Annotated in this window: 23 protein-coding genes; 12 read left to right on the forward strand and 11 right to left on the reverse strand. The window is 55.3% G+C overall.

Going from position 1 to position 19,906, the window contains the following annotated elements; translation table 11 throughout:
- Positions 1-51: 51 nt before the first annotated feature.
- From E8D52_12795 to E8D52_12820, 6 genes are all read right to left on the reverse strand, one after another.
- Positions 52-555, reverse strand: a complete 504-nt coding sequence (locus E8D52_12795; protein ID TKB67445.1) for a DUF3574 domain-containing protein — start codon at positions 553-555, stop codon at positions 52-54.
- Positions 555-1,298, reverse strand: a complete 744-nt coding sequence (locus tag E8D52_12800) for a hypothetical protein (protein TKB67446.1) — start codon at positions 1,296-1,298, stop codon at positions 555-557. Before E8D52_12800 ends, E8D52_12795 begins: the two co-directional genes overlap by 1 nt.
- A 69-nt stretch (positions 1,299-1,367) precedes the next feature.
- Positions 1,368-2,330, reverse strand: a complete 963-nt coding sequence (locus E8D52_12805; GenBank protein ID TKB67447.1) for a hypothetical protein — start codon at positions 2,328-2,330, stop codon at positions 1,368-1,370.
- Positions 2,331-2,613: 283 nt separating this feature from the next.
- The gene (locus E8D52_12810; protein TKB67448.1) at positions 2,614-2,889 is read right to left on the reverse strand and encodes a hypothetical protein; all 276 of its coding nucleotides are present in this window, start codon (positions 2,887-2,889) and stop codon (positions 2,614-2,616) included.
- Between the two features lie 109 nt (positions 2,890-2,998).
- Positions 2,999-3,538, reverse strand: coding sequence for a hypothetical protein (locus E8D52_12815; protein TKB67449.1), 540 nt, complete (start codon positions 3,536-3,538; stop codon positions 2,999-3,001).
- 89 nt (positions 3,539-3,627) lie between these two features.
- Entirely contained in the window at positions 3,628-4,662 is a 1,035-nt protein-coding gene (locus tag E8D52_12820; protein ID TKB67450.1) for a sel1 repeat family protein, read from the reverse strand.
- Positions 4,663-5,279: 617 nt separating this feature from the next.
- On the opposite strand from E8D52_12820, the gene E8D52_12825 reads away from it, so the two are divergent.
- Positions 5,280-6,968, forward strand: coding sequence for a hypothetical protein (locus E8D52_12825; protein ID TKB67451.1), 1,689 nt, complete (start codon positions 5,280-5,282; stop codon positions 6,966-6,968).
- A gap of 110 nt (positions 6,969-7,078) precedes the next feature.
- Here E8D52_12825 and E8D52_12830 read toward each other — a convergent pair whose 3' ends face one another.
- Positions 7,079-7,342 (reverse strand): hypothetical protein, encoded by a 264-nt coding sequence (locus tag E8D52_12830; protein TKB67452.1) that lies wholly within the window; start codon positions 7,340-7,342, stop codon positions 7,079-7,081.
- A 531-nt stretch (positions 7,343-7,873) separates the two neighbouring features.
- Between E8D52_12830 and E8D52_12835 the strand changes: the two genes are divergently transcribed.
- From E8D52_12835 to E8D52_12855, 5 genes are all read left to right on the forward strand, one after another.
- A complete protein-coding gene (locus E8D52_12835; GenBank protein ID TKB67453.1) occupies positions 7,874-8,221 on the forward strand; it encodes a 4Fe-4S dicluster domain-containing protein in 348 nt (115 codons plus the stop codon).
- A gap of 93 nt (positions 8,222-8,314) precedes the next feature.
- Complete coding sequence (locus E8D52_12840) at positions 8,315-8,617, forward strand: hypothetical protein (GenBank protein TKB67454.1); 303 nt, start codon at positions 8,315-8,317, stop codon at positions 8,615-8,617.
- 120 nt (positions 8,618-8,737) lie between these two features.
- Positions 8,738-9,154, forward strand: a complete 417-nt coding sequence (locus tag E8D52_12845; GenBank protein TKB67455.1) for a hypothetical protein — start codon at positions 8,738-8,740, stop codon at positions 9,152-9,154.
- Positions 9,155-9,315: 161 nt separating this feature from the next.
- Complete coding sequence (locus E8D52_12850; protein TKB67456.1) at positions 9,316-9,723, forward strand: hypothetical protein; 408 nt, start codon at positions 9,316-9,318, stop codon at positions 9,721-9,723.
- A 186-nt stretch (positions 9,724-9,909) separates the two neighbouring features.
- Positions 9,910-10,470 (forward strand): hypothetical protein, encoded by a 561-nt coding sequence (locus tag E8D52_12855; GenBank protein ID TKB67457.1) that lies wholly within the window; start codon positions 9,910-9,912, stop codon positions 10,468-10,470.
- A 157-nt stretch (positions 10,471-10,627) separates the two neighbouring features.
- Here the strand turns inward: E8D52_12855 and E8D52_12860 are convergent, their stop codons facing one another.
- Positions 10,628-11,113 carry a hypothetical protein gene (locus E8D52_12860; GenBank protein ID TKB67458.1) on the reverse strand — a complete coding sequence of 162 codons (486 nt, stop codon included), beginning with the start codon at positions 11,111-11,113 and terminating at the stop codon, positions 10,628-10,630.
- Positions 11,114-11,615: 502 nt separating this feature from the next.
- Here E8D52_12860 and E8D52_12865 point away from each other — a divergent pair.
- The 4 genes from E8D52_12865 to E8D52_12880 all read left to right on the forward strand — a co-directional run bounded on the left by E8D52_12865 (position 11,616) and on the right by E8D52_12880 (position 13,859).
- Positions 11,616-12,119, forward strand: a complete 504-nt coding sequence (locus E8D52_12865; GenBank protein TKB67459.1) for a hypothetical protein — start codon at positions 11,616-11,618, stop codon at positions 12,117-12,119.
- Positions 12,120-12,444: 325 nt separating this feature from the next.
- Positions 12,445-12,666 carry a DUF3018 family protein gene (locus E8D52_12870; GenBank protein TKB67460.1) on the forward strand — a complete coding sequence of 74 codons (222 nt, stop codon included), beginning with the start codon at positions 12,445-12,447 and terminating at the stop codon, positions 12,664-12,666.
- Positions 12,651-12,989 (forward strand): type II toxin-antitoxin system PemK/MazF family toxin, encoded by a 339-nt coding sequence (locus E8D52_12875; protein TKB67461.1) that lies wholly within the window; start codon positions 12,651-12,653, stop codon positions 12,987-12,989. The genes E8D52_12870 and E8D52_12875 overlap by 16 nt, the downstream gene beginning before the upstream one ends.
- Positions 12,990-13,532: 543 nt before the next feature.
- A complete protein-coding gene (locus E8D52_12880) occupies positions 13,533-13,859 on the forward strand; it encodes a hypothetical protein (protein TKB67462.1) in 327 nt (108 codons plus the stop codon).
- A 356-nt stretch (positions 13,860-14,215) separates the two neighbouring features.
- Here E8D52_12880 and E8D52_12885 read toward each other — a convergent pair whose 3' ends face one another.
- Together E8D52_12885 and E8D52_12890 are read right to left on the reverse strand one after the other, a co-directional pair.
- Positions 14,216-15,679 carry an IS1380 family transposase gene (locus E8D52_12885; protein ID TKB67463.1) on the reverse strand — a complete coding sequence of 488 codons (1,464 nt, stop codon included), beginning with the start codon at positions 15,677-15,679 and terminating at the stop codon, positions 14,216-14,218.
- A 177-nt stretch (positions 15,680-15,856) separates the two neighbouring features.
- Positions 15,857-16,393, reverse strand: coding sequence for a hypothetical protein (locus E8D52_12890; protein ID TKB67464.1), 537 nt, complete (start codon positions 16,391-16,393; stop codon positions 15,857-15,859).
- A 613-nt stretch (positions 16,394-17,006) separates the two neighbouring features.
- Here E8D52_12890 and E8D52_12895 point away from each other — a divergent pair.
- Positions 17,007-17,849: an OmpA family protein gene (locus E8D52_12895; protein TKB67465.1), complete on the forward strand. Its 843-nt coding sequence runs from the start codon at positions 17,007-17,009 to the stop codon at positions 17,847-17,849.
- A gap of 86 nt (positions 17,850-17,935) precedes the next feature.
- Positions 17,936-18,523 carry a class D sortase gene (locus E8D52_12900; GenBank protein ID TKB67466.1) on the forward strand — a complete coding sequence of 196 codons (588 nt, stop codon included), beginning with the start codon at positions 17,936-17,938 and terminating at the stop codon, positions 18,521-18,523.
- 553 nt (positions 18,524-19,076) lie between these two features.
- On the opposite strand, the gene E8D52_12905 is transcribed toward E8D52_12900, so the two are convergent.
- Positions 19,077-19,568 carry a hypothetical protein gene (locus tag E8D52_12905; GenBank protein TKB67467.1) on the reverse strand — a complete coding sequence of 164 codons (492 nt, stop codon included), beginning with the start codon at positions 19,566-19,568 and terminating at the stop codon, positions 19,077-19,079.
- Positions 19,569-19,906: the final 338 nt, after the last annotated feature.

Here is a 19,906-nt window from a genome sequence, read left to right on the forward strand (position 1 = left end):
AGTTCCATATGCGCAGTATCGCATAAACAGGGTCAGTAGTGTTAACAGGCCCTAGAAAGACATGCATGTGTGCGATGTGATCCGGAGCACCGCTTCCTGCTGGAAGCGTGTTTTGTAGGAGGCAATAATGTCCTGAACGGCCTTGTTCGGTACTGGATCATCCGGATGAACAAGGCTCAGGACATAAGATGGCTCGCGAATAATCTGACCTGAAGCTAAACGCCATTGGCCGGACGCCGGCCAGGTCGAGAGGCCTTCCGGGAAGCGCGGAGTCACCGTTTCGCTCAGGAATTGCGTCCACTCTTCCAGCGTCACGTGACCGGATGGCGTATCTGTCCCGAAGTACAGTAACTCCTGCATCGCCGTCCGGCCGTCGTCGCCGCACTGACTCGCATGCATCGCCCCACAGCCCACAAGCGACACGAGAAGAAATAGAGCCACCACCAAAGTTCGATACCGGTTTTGCATGTTTATCGCAGTTCTGCGATCGCCGTTCTCCGAACAGATGAATAATAAGATCTCATCGTCGGCAGATGCGCTGACTCCGTCAAGCATCACCCCACTCTTGCCACCTTATGTGCTGGTTCAGACCCTCGTTGGATTTGGCTGTCGGAAAAGATTGTTCGTAGCGCTTCCCGACGGCGTTGCCAATAGTTCTGAGCCGCCGACTCCATTCTCCCATCGACTCGCTTGGACCATCCCCATACCAATAACCCGACACAGGCATAGATGGCGCCAATGATGAGATTGGGATACGAACACCATTGAGCAAGAGCCTCGGTAACCTGTGGAAACGGTGGCAACGCATGCCACCAACCGACGGCTGGTATCGAGGCCGCGACGAAGGTATAGTACGACATCTTCCCACTTCTGACTGTTCCAGCCATGCCCTCAAGTAACGATTCGTTTTTCGGCGGACCAGCGACTGAATGTGCACCGTGCGGCACCTGTCTTTCAATCGCCCACAGAGTCTGATCCGACGGCCATGACCGCTCATCGTTCGTCCGGACCACCTCATAGTGATGAGGAAGGTTGATCGGCGCATACCTTCCGGTTCCGTTGGCGATACGCTCGAATACGCTGATGTGGACCTTCGGGCAAGCGATGTTGTGGGCGTCACAGAGTTTGACGAGGTCGCGCGGTTCCCACCGATAATACACACCTAATCCAGCGCGGGCATCATAGAGCTCGTCGTGGACATCCTGATGTGTGTGCACGTACTCGCGATCCGCCTGAATAAAGCGTAGCCCGCACCGTTCAGCCTCAGCCATCATCCAATCCAAGGCCACGAGAGACATGCCGTGCTTCACATAGCCCCCGCCCACATTCGATTACGCGGGGCAGACCTACGGCATGGACCGCGATAGTTACGCCCAACCTTCAAGACGCCACCCACGCGAAACAAATAGCGGCACGAAGGTCGACGGAATGAACAGCCGGTCTTCCGCATGAGGAATACGGAAATAGTGCTGCGGCTGTAGCATGACATCACCATTCCGGCTCAAATCGATGACTGCACGATTGGGTGCTTCACGTCGCCCGAGGTAGCGCACCTCAAACGCCTCGAAGCGAAGGGGATTGGATGGATTGAAGACGCCGATTTCTTTCGCACGAGCTTGTCGAACCAACTCACGCGCACGGTGCAGCCCCGAGGTTGTCTCAGCAACCTGACTCGCAGTACCGGGCGCGATGACCGCATCAAGAATCGAGGGGGATTCGCGGAACGGATCGATATTCGGCCACACAAAGAACGGCATGGCTGCCCCCTGTTCGAGCATTCGTTCGTTGTAGGTCGGGGGACGTGGCCCAGGACTGTTTCCATTTGGCTGATTCCGATTGATAAATGCCAAGAACCGTCCAAAAGAATCGAAGACCTCAAAGGAGAAGGATAGAAAGTACCCGAATGTACTGGAGGTCTGCCCCAGTGCATCCATGTCAGCTTGAATCAGCCCGATCAGGGCTCGTTCGGCAAAGTCGCCGTGGGCGCGATGGTTGATCCCGGCACCGACTCCAATACGAGTGCGAAGATGGTTCGCAAGATCAGTATCGAGATCAAAAGGTCCGAACTGCGGCAGGAATGGATCGGTCAGATAGGCCTCCCATTCTGCCGAATCGAGGCGGCGCTGTGCAGAGGAACCGGCGAGTGGGAAATTCTTCTCGGGCGTATCCACCCCAAGAAAACGAACCGAGCCACTCCCCTCGATATGAATCCCGGCTGTATCTCCGTCCGAGATCGAAGCCTCCAGCGATTGCGGTTGGCCGTTCGCCCCACGACGGATGGAACCGATCACCCGCACATTGCCATTGATGGTGAAAAATGCATCGGCCATGATCACACCCCTCCTGACAGTTGGGGATCGGTCACAGGCATAGCTGATACTTCCTGCATTCACGCAAGGCCTGTACCTCAGTTACTTAAAATATGTCTTCTCTTATTTTCCAGCTATCTACGCAATAGCGGGACGATAGACACTAGAGGATGGCAAGAACACGCGGTATCGGACAATTCGACCGTCGTATCGAAAGAGATCCGGGGTTGCTCTTGCCGTTGACTCGCGGCGCAGAAGAATTCTCAAGCGTGCCTGCCCCGTTCAACCATCACGCCTCCTGAAGTCAGAGAGGCGTCTTCACAGAGATGACTTGCTCGGCTTGCGCAATCGCATCCCGCAAGGCCTTCAGCCCTGTATCGACTTTCCTCGCTTTCGGGAGACTGTTCACAAAGCGAGACGCTGCCTTCGTCAAAGTTTGCAACGTGTCTCGCATATCGCCCACTTCGCTCAATTCCCCAGATGCCGCCGCGCGAGCCATTGCCAGCCGTCTTCGGGGGCCGATATACGGTTGAGGAGCAATCGGATTATCTTTTTCAAGTTCTGGTCGTCTGAATATCATGAGGTCTCCTCCCAGGTGCAATCAGAAGAAACAGGAAACGCACGTTGTCTCATACGGTACGCCTCCGAGCCACGCAAGAACTAAGCTGGAGGACGGATTCAATGACCTACTAGAATTTGCAGGCGTCCTCCTTGATCTCTGGGCCAGGAATCGGATGTTGGCGAACCTGCTGCACATAGTTGCGGCAGTCCATCTCGGCCCCTTCCTTCGATGCCTTGCCTTCGTGAACTACCCGTCGCCATTGGATAATCCGATCAGCGAATGGGTCGTATCGGCAATCATCCTTGCCGGAAGACTGCCCAGCCAGTTGCTGACACTTGGTTACCCAGAGATCCGGGGTCAACGCGCCGCTCTCCACGGATCTGGTGAGTTCATAAAGTTTATCGGCCAACGATCCAAATTCGCAGACGGCAGGATCTACAGGCGGTGGCGCCGCATGATTCCGATCAGCCGTATTCAGCATCTGCCGGCAACTCGTTTCACCGGCGTCTTTGGAAATCAGTCCCTTTTCGATCTGCTGCTTGGTTTCCGTCCGTCGTTCATCGAACTCGGATTTGGATAGGAGTGCCGGGGCTCCAACCACTATAGCCGTCGTCGTTGGGCATCCAGCCAAAACCAAGGGTAAGAGGCCAAGGAGCAGTCGTCGCATTGTCACCCTCACTTTCAATACACACCAGGCCACAACCATGAATGATGCCTGCGATCATGTGGACCGCCGCCTACCACGTCCACGCCATCTCACCGTCTCCCTGTCTTCAACTTTGCGTAATGCGTGCAGCCTTTGGGCTCTCTGAGATCGCAGGCTTTCCCATAATACTTGAGCGCTTCGGCATCGTCCGGTTTGACGCCTCTCCCGACTTGATAGACCATGCCGAGATTGATACAACCCTTTGCATCCCCAGTATCACAGGCCTTCCTGTAGAGAGTGGCGGCGCGAATATCGTCCTGCTTGATCCCGGTTCCTTGGGCATACATCACTCCGAGATTGGAGCAGCCCCTCAGGCTCCCCCCGTCACAGGCTTTCCGATAGAGGTCAGCAGCTTGAAAGGTATCCCCTTGAACCCCGGTCCCCTCGGCATACATAACACCAAGGTTGTAACAACCCCTCGCATTCCCCCCTTCGCAGGCCTTCCGGTAGAAACCGGCGGCTTGCACATCGTCCTGTGGGATTCCGACTCCCTCGGCATACATCACAGCAAGGTTGTAGCAGCCCTTCATACTTCCACCGTCACAGGCTTTCCGAGAGAAACTAGCGGCTTGTACGTCATCCTGGGAGACTCCGATTCCTTCGGCATACATCACGCCAAGGTTGTAGCAGCCCTTCGCATTCCCTCCGTCACAGGCTTGTCTGTAGAAGTCGGCGGCCTGAACGTCGTCCTGTGGAGCCCCGGTTCCCTCGGCATACATCACGCCAAGGTTGTAGCAGCCTTTCATACTTCCACCGTCACACCCTATCCTCGAGAAGGCAGCAGCTTGAGCGTCGTCCTGTAAGACCCCGATTCCCTCGGCATACATCACGCCAAGATTGGAGCAGCCACCCACATCGCCGCCATCACAGGCTTTTTTGAAAAGAGCACCAGCTCGAATGTCGTCTTGCTTCACCCCCTCACCTTTCATATGCAACAATCCGAGAGCGTTGCATGCTGTCGCCGTGCCTTTCTCGCACATGGCTTTCATATGCTGCGGCTGATCGGCTGCCTCCGAAGATCTCATCTCTGCTGAGAGCAATACTCCAAAGACCATGAACGCGTGAAGTAGCCGGCGAACCGTCATTGAGGAACCTCCAAAAATGCGGGAAGACGTGAGCGGGACGAAGTCTAGCGAGACGAGCGATGAGATTCAAGACGGTGAGCCCAGGCCTATCTGTGACATCACGTGTCACCGGAATTCGGTCTCAATATCGTGGACCCGTCCATGAACAAGTGGTCAATTACCCTGAGAAAACACAGCGATGCCATTATGATAAGCACTGTTGACACTATACTGTTGCCACTATTCGGATTCCAGACCGTCAATATCAAGAGAGATTCCCTATTCCTTACTTGTCGACAGCACAGCATTCGGCTGTTCGTCGTGCCCCCGTGCACCGTAGTTCATGTCCATGACTCGCAGCGTGGCGATGTCGATCTCCCGTCGCCGTCGAGCTACTCAACATGTATCATGACCCTACATACCCCGTTGCAAAGCGAATTACGAAGGCGATAGGATCGCCTTCCACTTTTTCTTTATCTTTCATGAAGCGCGAAACGCGCCGACCTCGGTGCTGTCAATTGAGGTGCTTCCATTTATGCCTCGCGAGCGGACTTCATGGATAGATGAGTGTCGGGCATGCCGTTGGTGGAGCGCGAATTCATTCTGAATCCTGCACCTTCTCTATTGGTGAGTGAGACATGATCATCAAGTTATCCGCCGCTGCCTTTGTATCCATCGTCATGTTCTGCGGAACCGCCTCGGTTGCGATGGCCGCAGAAGAGTCAGACCGGCAGTCCTCTCAGGACGAATTGAGCATGACGAAGGCCCAGCTTCAGCAGGCCACACAAAAAATCGAGGAGCTCGAGCGACAGCTCAAGCAACGAATCGGTGAGCTCGTGCTCCAGCTCCATGCCAAGGAAACTGAGCTCGCAACCCAGATCACGAACGCTCATACGAATTCCAAGCAGCTTCGAGAAGATCTTGTGGCACGCACTGAGGAGCTCAACCAGGCCAAACGCCGGATCCCTGAACTCGAACAACAGATGGCCACGTCGGGGAAAGGGCAGGAGCTAGCACAAGCCAAACGCCGCGTCACGGAAGTCGAACAACAACTGGCTAGGAAAGAGCAAGAACTCGTGCAGGCCAAGCGCCGTGTCATCGAAGTTGAACAACAGTTGGCCGCGATGGGAAAAGAACAGGACCCAGCACAGCCTAGGCGCCGCGTCACGGAAGTCGAATTACAGATGGCGGGAAAAGAACAGGAGCTGGCCCAAGCTAAGCGCCGCACAGCCGAGGCAGACCAGCAGATGGCAGGGAAAGAGCAAGAATTGGCTCAGGCCAAGCGCCGTGTCACTGAAGTCGAACAACAGTTGGTGGGAAAAGAACAGGAACTGACCCAGGCGAAGCGCCGTGCCGGTGACGTCGAACAGCAGATGGCGGGGAAAGAACAAGAACTGGCTCAGGCAAGGCGTCGCGCCGGTGAAGTCGAACAACAGTTGGCCGGGAAAGAACAGGAACTGGCCCAGACCAAGCGCCGAGCCAGTGATGTGGAACAACAGACAACGAAGAAAGAACAAGAACTGACGCAGGTCAAGGAGGAGCTCAAACAAGTCACACAAAAGCTGGCCGATCTTAACCCTCAACTCCTGGCGAAAGACGCGGAACTCCTGCGCGCTAAGCAATTGCTGGTGGAGTTTGAACTCAATTCGTCCAAACCAGCCGCGCCGACAGCCGCTCAGGAAGAGAGCCCTCCCTCCCTTTCTCTGCTATCTGTCGATCGCAATCTATCCTTCAGCGCCCTGCTCGGATCCGACCCTGAAGGCGCGGATGAGGGCGAAGCCTTCTCATCAAATAGCGACCTCGGCAAAATCAGCGAAAGCCTGGCGAATCTCTTACAGCCTGAACTCAAGAAAGGCAGTGCGACTTTGAAGCAGCGAGGGAATAAATTAACCCTCGCCTTGGCCACCAGTGAGTTATTCTCCACCGGTGACGCGACGGTCACCCTCGGAGGGGCCTCATTGCTTGAGCGGATCGGCGTCGTCTTGCAGGGATTCCGTTACCAGAGCATCGAGGTTGCTGGGCATACCGACAACACGCCGCTCCGGACCGATCCTCGGAAGGGCTTTCGGGACAACCTCGAACTCTCCCGGACCAGGGCCGAACATGCCAGCCAGGTCCTCATCAACGGAGGACTTGAAGCCGACCGAGTCAAATCCGCGGGGTATGCTGATGGCAAGCCAATCGCGACGAATGAGACGGACAAAGGCCGGAATAAGAACCGACGCATGGAAATCGTGATGACCCAGGGATCAGAATCAGCGAGCACTGTGGGCGACGGAAAAACACACAGCGGTAAGAGCTCCAAGGATGCGCTCATCAAGCGGTAACCCCTTGGTGAAAGCACGAAACTGATGAGGATAAAGACGGAAGGATCTGCCTCCCTCAACTCCTCACTGAAACCCCATCGTGGCTCGTCGCTGCGTGTACGATGCCTTCGTTATAGTCGGCTTCGGAGCCGCTCATAGCCCTTCTTTAGCTCGTCGATCGCCAGGCCCAACGCCGCGCCAACGGATTCTGCCGTCTTCCCGGCTTCCTCCCGTGCCGCTTCCAGCTTAGGCTTCGTTTCCTCCCACTGCTTCTCCAGACGAGCCCATTCGTCCTTCGCGTCCGCTTTCGCCAAGTGAAGCTGGACTTGAAGCTCATCGCGCTGCTGCTTGAAATGCTCCAATGCGTTCGTGATCTGCTCTTTGACGTCTGCCATGAGATGTGCTCCTTTGTGAAAGGTGGACGTATACCGCTGTGACTTCTGTGGTGCTCGCAGTCGAGAAAAAAGTCTTATCGGACATGAGATCCCACAGTGAAATGAATGGGAGCGCGCTCCAAGGATGTTAATGCGCCACGGTCAGGATATGACGGCTAGTTTATCGCGTGGAGGTACATAGAACTAGCCCCAACCTCAACCTTTACTCAGGGACCCGATGCATTCCCAGTGACAAGGCATCGCGCTTGATGCTTCACCGTGATAGAAACAAAGCAGGTTACGCGCCGCTAGAGGCGCCTACCCCTTTTTATTTCTGCCTCAAAAACCTCTCCTTTTCAAACCGCCTCATTGACAGAAGCGCGTATGAAAGTGCAACATACGGCTCCCGTTGATCTATAAAAGCGCGCGTCTGATAGCGTGACTGCCTGATTCAATACGCCTCGTGGTTCACACAAGGATGCGTGCAGGAAATACGATAAAGAAAACGTTCAGCACCCTCTTACATCTTACAGAATTAAGGAGGCTCGAATCATGGCACTGCTGATTACCGATGAATGTATCAACTGTGGCGCCTGCTTACCGGAATGCCCGAACGAGGCCATCTTCGAAACGCGCAGCGGCGCGGAAGAAAAGGGGCTCCATGTCGGTGACGGCCAGGGCGTGGGAGATAATATTTACATCATCGCGCATGATCGATGCACCGAGTGCGTCGGCCATTTTGACGAACCCCAATGTGCGGCTGTCTGTCCGGTCGATAATTGTTGTATTTCTGATCCGTTGTATCCCGAAGGGACCGATGTCCTCCTGGAACGAGCGAAGACCCTCAATCCTGACAAGGCGATTGATCCGGCAAAGGTGTGGAGCGGCGTGCGGAACTGACCCTATCCACTTTGGGATTCCGTGCCATGTGAACATGCTGAGAACGCGCCGGCACAGTCATCTGTGCCGGCGGCCTAACCGAAACGATGGGTCATGGCTGAGAAGGGTCCACGATTCCTGACGAATGCCACGGTCATCAAGGTGTTAGCCAAGGTCTTTGCGTTCCAAGCCATCGAGATCAACCTCTTGCGTGCCCACGCGGGAATATCCGATGCTGAGTGGAAAGTCCTCAAGACAAAAGCCTTTAAGAAAACCTACGCGAAGCAACGGGCGTTTTATGAAGATCGTTTGACGGGTGCGTTCGCGCTGGAGCACATTTCCCAGTCTGAACGGGAGACACGACTACTCGAACTCTGGCTCAAACAGAGCGAGGAATCTCCCAAAGACGACCTATAGGCCAAACTTCGCGGAACACACCCCGATCACGGAGTTCCCGTTGCCCAGAACCCCAGGAGCACATAAGCGAACACTTGTGCTCGTCTCGCATGTTGGAGGTCTCACCACTGGAGAACAGCCATGAGCACGAATCGCTTTCTATGGGTGCAGGTCAGGCGGGGGCTTCTTGTTGGAGCTGCGTTTTGCGCACTAGTGGTCCTGCCAGGGGAATCTGTACGGGCTCATGGTGACGACCTATCCGAGACGAGCCCCTCGCACTCGAGCCCGTCCACCCCATCGAATCTATCCAGCCCTGAGGCAGCCGGACGGCAAGCAGCTTGCTGGGCGCTCACCATTCCCTATGGCGCCGCGAAAATGGTCTATTCGATCGGCGGGGGTATTGTGGGCGGCTTCGCTTGGGCGGTGACGGGAGGAAACCTGGCGGTGGCAAAGTCCATCTGGGTTCCTTCGATGACAGGCGACTATATCGTCCAGCCGCAACATCTCACCGGAGAGAAGCACCTCTACTTCGTGGGCGTGTCATCAGAGCCCAGGTAACCCTGATTCAGCGGTACCCGCATGCCGACCGGTCTGAAGAAATGGGGCCTGCCCCTCAAGTCATGGCTTACTGGCATGCACAGAACAAGACGCGACCTAACGGCACTAGATCGTCAGTCCAAGCGGTATCGACTGATCTCGCCCCCCTATGAGGCCGTGTCATGCGACTCGCAATGGCTTTACTCATCACCCTGCTCGCTGGATGTGCCGGATCCAAGCTCGATCATGGGATGGACCCCGAGTCCAGAACTGACAACACTTTCGACCAAACGGGTAGTGTGTGGACCGAGGAACGCAAGGCACTGTATCACCAAGCCCGCGAAGGGCTACGACAGTCTCGTGAACGGTATATCGCGACCACCCGCCCAGTCCTCGAGCGCAAGTTTCGACACGAGTACCCAGATTTGTCCGATACGGACATCGAGACGCTGGTCAATGAGGCGCTGGCGAAAGGCTACCGCCACGAGGCGGAACCACGACCGGATGGTCCGGTCAGACTCCCCCCGCAACGTCCCATGAACTGTATGCCTCCCCCAGGGGGTTGGCCGTCCTCCCCGAATTGCTATTAGCGAGTACTGCACTCGCAAGATTGTAGAGCTTCAATTTGCCTCAGGTGTCCCTGCCGGTCTGGCGAAGTTCACACTCCCATCCAAACGAGAGCAGAAGATGGTATAGTATTGCGCCACGATTAACCGTGACAGAGTACCTCCTTGAAGGTTTCAGATTCAGTCAGCCCTGATGATGGGGATTGAACGATGAGCCTGCTGACCTTTCGCTTCCGCCAATCCCCAGCCGTGGACTTTTATTGGAACCTTGAGCTGGCCAAGCGAGGATCTCTCCGCGAATTCAAGGTACATCCCAACATCACCATTTATGAGTCGGCGTTCGACCTCTTCAACCCGATTCACGTAGGACACGCCTTGTCCCTGGCCAAAGCCTTGGTGCTCGATAAGCGAGCCGAGGTCCTCTCGGGAAACACGTCGTTGACCATGACAACCGTCCGTGATGTCTTGGAGTGCTATCAGCAATCGATGCAGGTCGAGGACTATCATGCGCATTGTTGGTTCAAGATCCGGCTCACATTTGATCTGGCCGTGACACGAATTGAAGTGGAGTCCGACGACTCGGGGAAGTCGTTTGTGTTTCCCTGTCGATGCGCGGCCACACACGCGTATGGCATTCACTATGAGCACCCCGGAACGATCTATGCCCAACTGGACTCGGCCTTGTGGCGTGCCGGTACACGTTGGTGCCCGCGGCTCGAAGATCTCTCAGAAATAAAACTCGTGAACGTGGAGTTGCAGACTAAACGATGAAGCGCCACAGATGCCCATGGATCGGAATGGCTCGCAACGCCTCGCATGAAAGCGCGACGAATTGCTTTCCTCAGCACGGGGGTTAAATCTGGGGTCTGATCGCAACACTTCTAACGCAGGCTGGATGGGAAACGGCAGACATCATCGCGAGGAGACACTACTTCGTTCGGCGCTTGATCACCTCTTGAAGTAACTTTACCACTGAGGCTTCGGTCGAAGTCTTCCCTGAAATCCCCACCACAATCGCCACATCCTGAACGAGCGCTCCCGCTGACCAGCCATCGTCCGGCGCCACCCAGCCCTTGTTCCCAACATCGGGCAAGCGTTTGAACCCCTTCACCAGCTTGGGCTCTGGGAAGTAGTTCGGAGGGACAACCGTTACTGTTGCAGACGCTTCGTAGTCTGTGTCGTGCCAGCTGCACCCCGCACCGCCCGCAGCGTTCTCGCCAGGACCAACCGGTACGCCAACATAGACGGCAATCTCGGCCTGTGTGAAAAGTTTGCACTGCGGATTGCTCGCAGCTGACCCTTTGGCGTCTCCGGTCAGCTGGTCTTTGAGCTTATGAGGATCCATCTGCTGCGCGTGCGCGGATACCGCGATCAGCAGAACAAGGGCGACTGCGGTAGCACGAGAGTAGCGCATGACGTGCTCCTTCATTCAACGAACAACTCTGAATGGCAGGAAATTGTTCCTACCTCCTTGATCGAGGGACGCTGGGAGTGGCAAGAGTACGGGCGGCAGATGCCTTCATGACGCCAAACCATCTGAAGCCTGATTCGCATTGGAGTCAGATTCCTCGAATTCTGTTCGCATCACACGCCACGAGAGGGTTTGAACCGTACACTGTGACCGCAGCCGTTTCAATGGGCTGTGATGGTGAAGCTAGGAACCACGGGTCCTAGAGCGCCGCAGACGGGGCCCGCCCCTTATACTCTCTCTTCGATAATTTCCAACCAATCTCGTACGCGTGCTGAAGCGCGAAGATCCGCGTGACGTCAGAGTTCAGGCAACCGCGATGCAGATTCTTGAATGACACTGATTCTCCCATACCCATTTCTGTGTTGCATGTATAGCAACCCCAGCTGTGCCCCTGAATATCCTGACACCACCCGCTGAACATCGATTTCCCGTAAATATTCTTGCTATGATGTCGCCTATGCGACTTCATCGAGCCTTCTTGTTCCTATTCGCCGCAGTCTTACTGTTTCCCGGCTGCGCCTCCTGGTTCATAAAAGGTGAGTCTCCAGAGGTGCTCGTTACCAATGTTACGCCCCTGGACGCGACGCTGTTCGAACAGCGTCTCCGTGTCGACCTCCGGGTCCGCAACCCGAACGACTTCGACTATCACCTGACGGGCATCGATTTCACATTGAATCTGAACGGGAAACGTCTGGCCCGTGGCCTGGGGAGCAAGGAAGTGACGATTCCTCGGTTAGGTGATACCGTGATGACGATCGACACCACCACCTCGACACTCGACATCATGCGCCAACTGCTCAACCTCTCTCAGAAACAGGAATTGGCCTACGACATCAAAGGCGTGCTCCATAGCGCGGAGGGGCGATTGCCGTTCACCAATGTAGGCACACTCGTCGAGCCAGGCACGTTCTCCGGCTCACCGACTGGCTCTCACGCAACTCCGCAATAAGGCCGAAGCCAAGTCAACGAGTACGATCTTGTTTCGTGCGTCGACCAATTCCCCTGAGGGTACGGTGCAATTGATAGTCGAAGTGTGCAAACCCATGGCCTAACCCAGTTCGCAGAAGTTGAGACAAGGAACACAGCGGATACGATACGCAGTCTGATCCATCCTGTCATCGGCACTGGCATACACAGAACAACACGTGCCCCCAATCCTCCTCTCTTCGGAGACAAACTCTTCCCGCTTCTCAGCGTGCTCGTCAGAATTAAGTCACATGTTACCGAGAAATGTGATACCCTACTATGGAGAGCGGATGAGGAGGAGACTTTCCATGTCTACTGAGACGAACCTGACTCCGAAAGAGAAGCAAGACCGCTATCGCAGACGCTTGCGCCGCAAGGGGTTGCGGCCGGTTCAAATTTGGGTACCTGATACTCGCACCGAGGGATTCGCGGGCGAATGTCGACGACAGGCGCGGCTCGCCGCTCGCTCGGCCCAGGAAAAGCCCACTCTTGACTTCATCTCGGAGATCGCCGATTGGGACAGCGCGTAAAACGTGGCGATGTCGTGACCGTCGCGGCCAAAGGTCACTATAGCGGCAAACCACGCCCTGCCCTCGTTCTACAATCCGATCTCTTCTCCGCCCTCGGCAGCGTGACGATTTGCCTGTTGACCACCGAAATTCTGGACGCTCCCCTATTCCGACTGACCGTTGAGCCCTCCTCCTCCAATGGCCTTCAGCATATTTCACAGATCATGATCGACAAGATCGTCACCATCCCGCAAGAGACCCTCGGCTCCCGCATTGGAGCGTTGGACCACGAACTCATGGTGCGGGTCGATCGCTCACTAGCCGTCTTTCTTGGCATCGTCTGATAGTGAAAAAACGGCGTCTGCGCTCCTTCAATTTACCTTGGAGAGCTGCGTCCATAGTGGTCAGAGACATTGCCGAAGGATGGGGATCGCGTGCGAGTAACCGAGAGCGTGCACGTGCGGAAGAGTGAGGCTCCTCGTGACGTCAGAGTTCGAGCCGAACAGACTCAGATCCTCGACTCATACTGATTTCCCTATGCCCATTCCATGTCGCATGCACAATACAAGATCCGACCTCAGTCTTTTTCCTTCCATCGAACTCGCTTCTATGCTCCATTGCTTCCTCCTATGGGTTTCTTTCAGTCAAATACTGCACCGGCTAAATCTAAATAATCCAATGATTTCTGGTGGTTGAGTACGACTACACAACTAGGATTAGTGCGAATTCAATTAAGGGAATCACTCCAGTAGCCGCCCTGAGTTTGTAGAATCGAGGAAACGAGACGGCAAGACAAATTCAGAAGATGTGATAGATTTTCCTAGGAGACTTCGCCAAGCTGAGAGATTCTTCAAGGTTTAGGAAGTCTTGTAGATGAGGGGAGACCAATGAGGAGATTATTCAGTCTCTTGCTTCTCGTCGTCATGGGATACGGAGTCATCCCAGGCTTTGTCGATGCCGCACAACAGCGCGTTGTGATTCAGTTGAGTGGGAGATACTGCCTATTTCATAGCTATGAACTGGGGGAAGCCTTGAAACGAGTGTCGGGGGTCCTCGGGGTCGACTTTGAAGCAATGCAAAGCCATGTCGTCGTTATTATGGATGCGGGGAAAGTAAATCCGGATCACCTGTTGGCTGCGATTCATGGGATCAAGGGCGAAGGGTATCACTGTAAGGGCCAATTTAATGGTGAACCAGGAAAGGTAGAATACTGACTCTCGCCTAATCCGTCGAATGTCACACCTTCGATCGTCCAATCCATCCAAGACTTGCTAGTGTAGCTTTGCCCCTCACATCACACCAAGCGAAGCACAGAAATCTGGAGTCAGCAATCTGCGGGCAGATCTAGTTTCGTGCATCAACCAATTATCATGAGGGTACGATGCACCTGATGGTCGAATGGTGCGCACCCATGCGCCTACCCAATTTCGCAGCAACAACAAAGGTCTGACTTACTTTCCATTGCTTTTAATACACCCGAGCATAGAACTTAGAGCTGATCTCTCCTTTCTTTAGTAGCGTAACGTGAGGCCGAGGCTCACTAAGCCCGGATTCCGCAGTAGAGAGGTGCTTACGGGGAGGCTCTTGGCGTGTGGGGTGACGGGTAACTTGTCGGCACCGGGACATTCGCGACGTGCACAGCGGTCTGATTCGGCTCATTCGCGTCGGCGAGCTCCCACTCCAACTGCGCCGCAATCGGGAGCCCCTCGGCGAGCGCACGAAGGCGCTGGAGAAATTCGGGCCGTTCCTCCGGAGGCACCGCGAAGCGGACGCGCAGCCGTCGCGCATCGGGAATCAGATCCGCCCCGACGAGAAAGACCCGATCCCGGACGGCCCGCAGCCGCCGTTCAAACCAGCACGACGGAAGCACGGTTTCCCGAAACCCCATCAATAGATTGTAGAGGACGCAGCCCGTGCGGAAGGCGGCATCCGTGGCGTCGAAGGACTGGAGACAGAAGGTGTCCAGGCTCAGGTCTTCCTTGAGTTCCTTGATGCGGTTCTCACAGTCGGCCCGGCCCGCATACATGCGGGTGACCAATTCGGCGGCAAAGGGCACGGTGGTGACGAAGACGCGGTACGTGTAGCCGGGACACTCGATCAGCCGCCGCCCACTGGCCGTGGGCCGCTCCGTCAGGGTCTGACGCAGACAGACAAACCGGCGAGTCTGGCCCCGCCAGGCCGAGAGCGTCGCCATCACGTCCGCGACCGCAATGCCGCGCGTGACGGGCTGCCAGTCCGCTTCGGGAATGCGGTGGATGACCAGCTTCCGCACCAGCGGAGTCAGCCGGGCCACAATGATATAGGGCAAGTCGCGGGCTTCCAATGCGGTCAGGAACGCGGTCACAAAAAAGCCGGCATCGGCCCGCACCAGTCCGATTCGATGCCCCGCCGGCAACATGGTCAGCGCTTGCGCGAGAAACTCTCGCACGCCGTTGGCCGTCCCCGCATGCCCGGCCCGCAAGGTGGCCCATAAGAGTCGTCGACGTTCGCTCAACCAGGCCACCAGTGGATGATGGGAAGGACGGCCGTGTTTGAGCGGATTGTGCCCCTTCAGGCTCCCAGCTTGTGCGCCATATCGACAGAAGACCGTGGAATCCAGATCCAGCGTATGGCCCAGCAGCGTCGGCCGCAGGCTCTGCAACGACAGCCGCATCAGGGCCTCCGACACTTCGGTGGTCCGTCGATACGTGAACCGCCTGAAGAACCGCTGGACCGTATCGGGTGAGGGAAACCGCGGTAGCCCCAGCAGCCGAGGCAGCAGCGGATCGCGTCGATAGCGAGTCAGATGTTCAAACCGCTCAGCACCCAGGGCCAGCCCATACCACCAGGCCAGCAGCACGTCGACCGCGGCAATCTGATTGTTGGACGTCTTGGTGAAGGAGACGAGGAGGGGCATCAGTGCCGCGCGCAACCCGATCAGTTCAAAGTACAGTCGCAGCAGGATAGCTCCGGCCCAGACGGTGATCGGATGGTCGGTGAACGCAAAGCGGAGCTTGGGATAGAGCGGTGAGGCCGGAGCTGGACGAGTGCGCATGCCAACCTCCTGGGTTGCCAAGAGAATCTGGCCGCCGATTCTACCTCAATTCCAAATCAACTGCGGAATCCGGGCTAAGCGTACAAGTGCCGACCTCCAAAGCCTGCTCACTATCATGCACAGAACAAGACGCGACCCCAGACTTTTATTTTGCATTGAGACGCTTCAATTGGACTGTCATTGAGTTAGGGGTGCCCAGTCCTCATGAGATTCAATTACATGAAATCCACTGTTGCGCAACAGATTGAAAAACCCTCGAAAATGATTAGCGCCACAAATGAATAAAAGTGGCCATTGATCGTATTGAATTATTTTCTCAAGCCAAACTTGTTCTCTCATACCATGTGACTCCTTAGTCCTTCTGTCATATTCACTCCATACTTTCTCCGGAAGATTCTCTTCACTCGGCAAATCTGGCCACATTCCAATTCCTGGATACCGATTCCGATATTCTTGAATAATGTCATAACTACAATCGGATTGAATACCTCGTTTGGCTCTTTCTTGAAGATCGGGATCAGCGAACAAGTGTTCTACATGGAGGGTTTTCGCCAGCATGTATGCGACAGTAGGCTTATCATTGTCTATCTCTTCTGCTATAGCCTTGATATTGTATTTTTCACATTCGCCCCTGAGTACAGCTCCAAACACGGTCGGTGCGTTTTCCCCGCGCTGTATGGAATGCGCTGTCCCAAGCAACACCACAGTATTCATGGTGAATGTTTCACTCCAAAAGAGGCAATCGGGTCATTGGGGGTGGCCTGGATTTGACAGACACCTTTCACCGGGGACAGGATTCCCCGCGGAGCTGTCCGGGGTACCTATCCAGCCTAATCGGTGGCACGAGTCTACCGCAAAGTCCCTACGGTCACCAGTACCGCTATCTGCTGAATGCCAGGACGTTCAAACAGATCACCCCGCAAGACCACAGCATCTAAACAGCTCCTCCCAAGCTTGCTCGTCGCTCCCCTCCTCTGGAATGGCACCCGTGCTGGTTCCACTGCGCCCGTCGAGCGAGCACCGCCCGCAATGTGATCATTAGATAGACCTCGTGTGCGCGCTCGGGGAGCAAGGAACTAGTGGGGGTGTCGTTCCGCCTCCCTCTTGCGGGGCCATCCCCGCATGGCGGGATGGGCATCGCGTCCCCGCATCGCTCTGATGCTTAGCCTAATCGCTTAACCCCTGAACTTTCCTTACAACTTTCCAATTGTTCCTCTTCGGCATCGCCGTTGCTCAAGCATTAGACCAACAGGCCACGGGCACCTAGACTGAAAAGGAGGTGAATTTAAAAGACCGGAGCCAAGTGCTGAGGACTGAGTGTCAAATCGTGAGTTCAATGTGTGCGTTTAACCACAAGGAGGATTTCATCATGCAACCGAGCGCATCACAGGTAACGTCAGGAAATATTGCCCCCACGATCAAGGGGCCAGAGAGAGACACAAAAGAAGTCATTGTCCTGGCCGGAGTCGTCCTCTCCCTTGGAGGATTGCTTGCCGCCGCGTGGCTCTATAGCCAAACCGGCGACCAGGTGACGGCTTCTCCCACCACGGAGAAGGTCGAGCATGCCAGCGTCCCTGGCTTGCTCATGAAATCCTCAGTTCTACACCAGACCGGGGCATCATCTACCCATTCCGCCCAGATCACGGCTCCGGTCCTAACCACCCCGGAGATTATTCATGCCGATGTCTACTTCGAAGTCGGACGGAAGGGATTGACCGACGAAGGGAAGGCTCACCTCGCCGCCCAAGCCGACATGTTGAAGCAGCATGAGAACTATGGCGTGCTGATCCAGGGCTATACGGACCAGCAGGGATCGGCGAGCTACAATATGCAGCTTGGCATGAAACGGGCTGAGACGGCCAAGGCAGAATTGCTGAATGCGGGAATTGCCGAACACCGGATCAAAACGGTGAGCTTGGGCGAAGAGGCTGTCCTCTGTGTCGACACCAGCGACGTCTGCCGGCACATGAATCGTCGCGTGCATCTCGAAGTCCGCAAGATCGGCCAAGAACATATGGTACTTCCATTCACCCCGACCACTCCGTCCGATTCGCCCGAGACCACTATCGATTCGTCATCTACCATAGGTGAAGATGGCACGACAGGAGAAAGCCTTCCTCCCTCATGGTCTGAGCCAGCCCTCATTCCTAAGCCCACAAAGGGCAGGTAGTTAATCGGTGAGGCTTGGGGACAACGGAGATCGTCCCCAAGCCTCTGCTGCTGGACTCAACCTTTTTAGCCTAACCAGACGAGGACATCCTGCTCAATGAATCTCTCCTGGCAGGAAACTGCCGTGCTCTCCAGCCCGTCGCGCGCTTAACCGTCCCTTCCAAGAACATCGATCTGATCGTGTTGAACGGCGCGTATGGGCGCACGCTCGCCTTCGGCCCTGGCTATGCTGAATCGAGTGCGTTGCCTGGTTCGGTCGGCACAACGATCCTCACCGGCCACCGTGATACACACTTCAGCTTTCTCAAAAAACTGCATCGGCAGGATGAAATCGTGATTCAAACCGCAACGGGGAAGAGGCTGCACTACGTTGTTTCAGAGCGTCGCATGGCGGATTCACGATCCGGCACGATCGCACTCGATCATCAGCAGGCCAGACTCGTCCTCATCACCTGCTATCCATTTGATGCCATACTGCCCGATGGTCCGTTGAGATATGTGGTGGTGGCAGAAGTGAGAGGGCAGCACAAGGCTCAGGCCAGTAGAGCATCCCGACCGTTCGTGTCAGAATCGGTTCGCTCTGTGTCTGTCGAAGAGCCTGTGCCTCCAAACAAGCCGTTCAGGCTTCACCACGCTCACCACACCCGTAGTTCAAACCGCCCTACGAACACTTAGTCTCACTATAGGTTTTCGAAAAAATTTATTCCTTGTATGCCAGACACGAGGTGTTCCATCAGAAGCTAGCGGGCCGACTCCTTGACCGATGGAATAGGGACTCTAACAAACCGTTTCCTCTCAGAAAAGGATACGATTGTGCCTGCGACCAGCCATTTGGCTCTGGCCTTGGGAAATTGGTCTCTAGATCTTTTCCCCATCTCAATGGAGCCGTCTTTTCTTCCTCAGCCCCTTGACAGAAAAGAAACCTCGCTCCTGTTGCTGAGAGCCGTCATCCCCAGAAATCTGTCAATCCTGTGGATAACCATGGGATTAGTGGCATGTGCGCCATCATCAGCGTAGATATCCTAGATCATGTCAAGAAATATTCCTAGGAATATGCAAGAAATGAAATAAATTATCCTGATACCACTACTACTTGTGGCACAATCATATTGAAGCGGATGCCTGCAAAATAGGCACTTTGCTGAATACACACGCCATTTGCACTGTCTTTTGCAGAATAATGAGACTTGTTCACATGGTTGTCCACAGAAGATGTGGAATAAGAATTCTACTTGTGGTGAGCAGGCCTCGTGGACTTCCACTTCCACGGTGGGATGGGATTTGACTCGGACCACAGACCTGTCCCCGCGGCTCTGGCCAGCTCTTCCATATCCTTCATGGCTTGATCGCCTGACCCGCCCGGTGGCACCCAAGCGAGCCCTTCTTTGACTAGTTCATGGGTGATCTGTCGTCCATCCGGCAGTAGGATGTCAACGGTCATCCGACCCTGTCGATCTCGCTTCAAGTTTCGCACGACCACTTCACGGTTGGCGATATAGGCAGCCGTGACACGTTTCGCCTGTTTCCCATAGGACTGTTTCAGCTCGGGACAATCCACCCCGCGAAGATACACCATGTCCCTTCGGCCTTGATGGTAGATGGTGAGGCGATCTCCTTCGTGGACGATCAAGACCCGCGCGACGAAGTCGGCCTGGGCAAACGCAGGAGCGACGATGGCCGATACCAGCACCAGGACTGTTACGATACGACGGCTCATCATGATTTTGTATGCTACTGCCAGCAACCCATTCAGCCAATCATTTCTGAGTTTGCGACAGAGATGCTTTCCGTTTGGAGTACAGGAACGCGATGGTCTTGCGGGGAATGCGTCAACCCCTCACGCCCCTCCTGGCGGATAACAGTCCTGACCTCCCCGAGTACTCAGGGTAGCTATTCCTGTATACACCTGTTAAGATGTCGATGTTTCATAGCGGAGGGCCTCGCATGAAACACGAATTTCAACGGCCTGTCACCGATGTTGTTCCTGCCGAGAATCTGATCGGAAGCCTGACCTGAGCCGTTCATCAACTACGTCTTCGGCCCTCTCCTTCCCCTCTG

This window comes from Nitrospira sp., assembly GCA_005116745.1.
Lineage (GTDB): Bacteria > Nitrospirota > Nitrospiria > Nitrospirales > Nitrospiraceae > Nitrospira_D.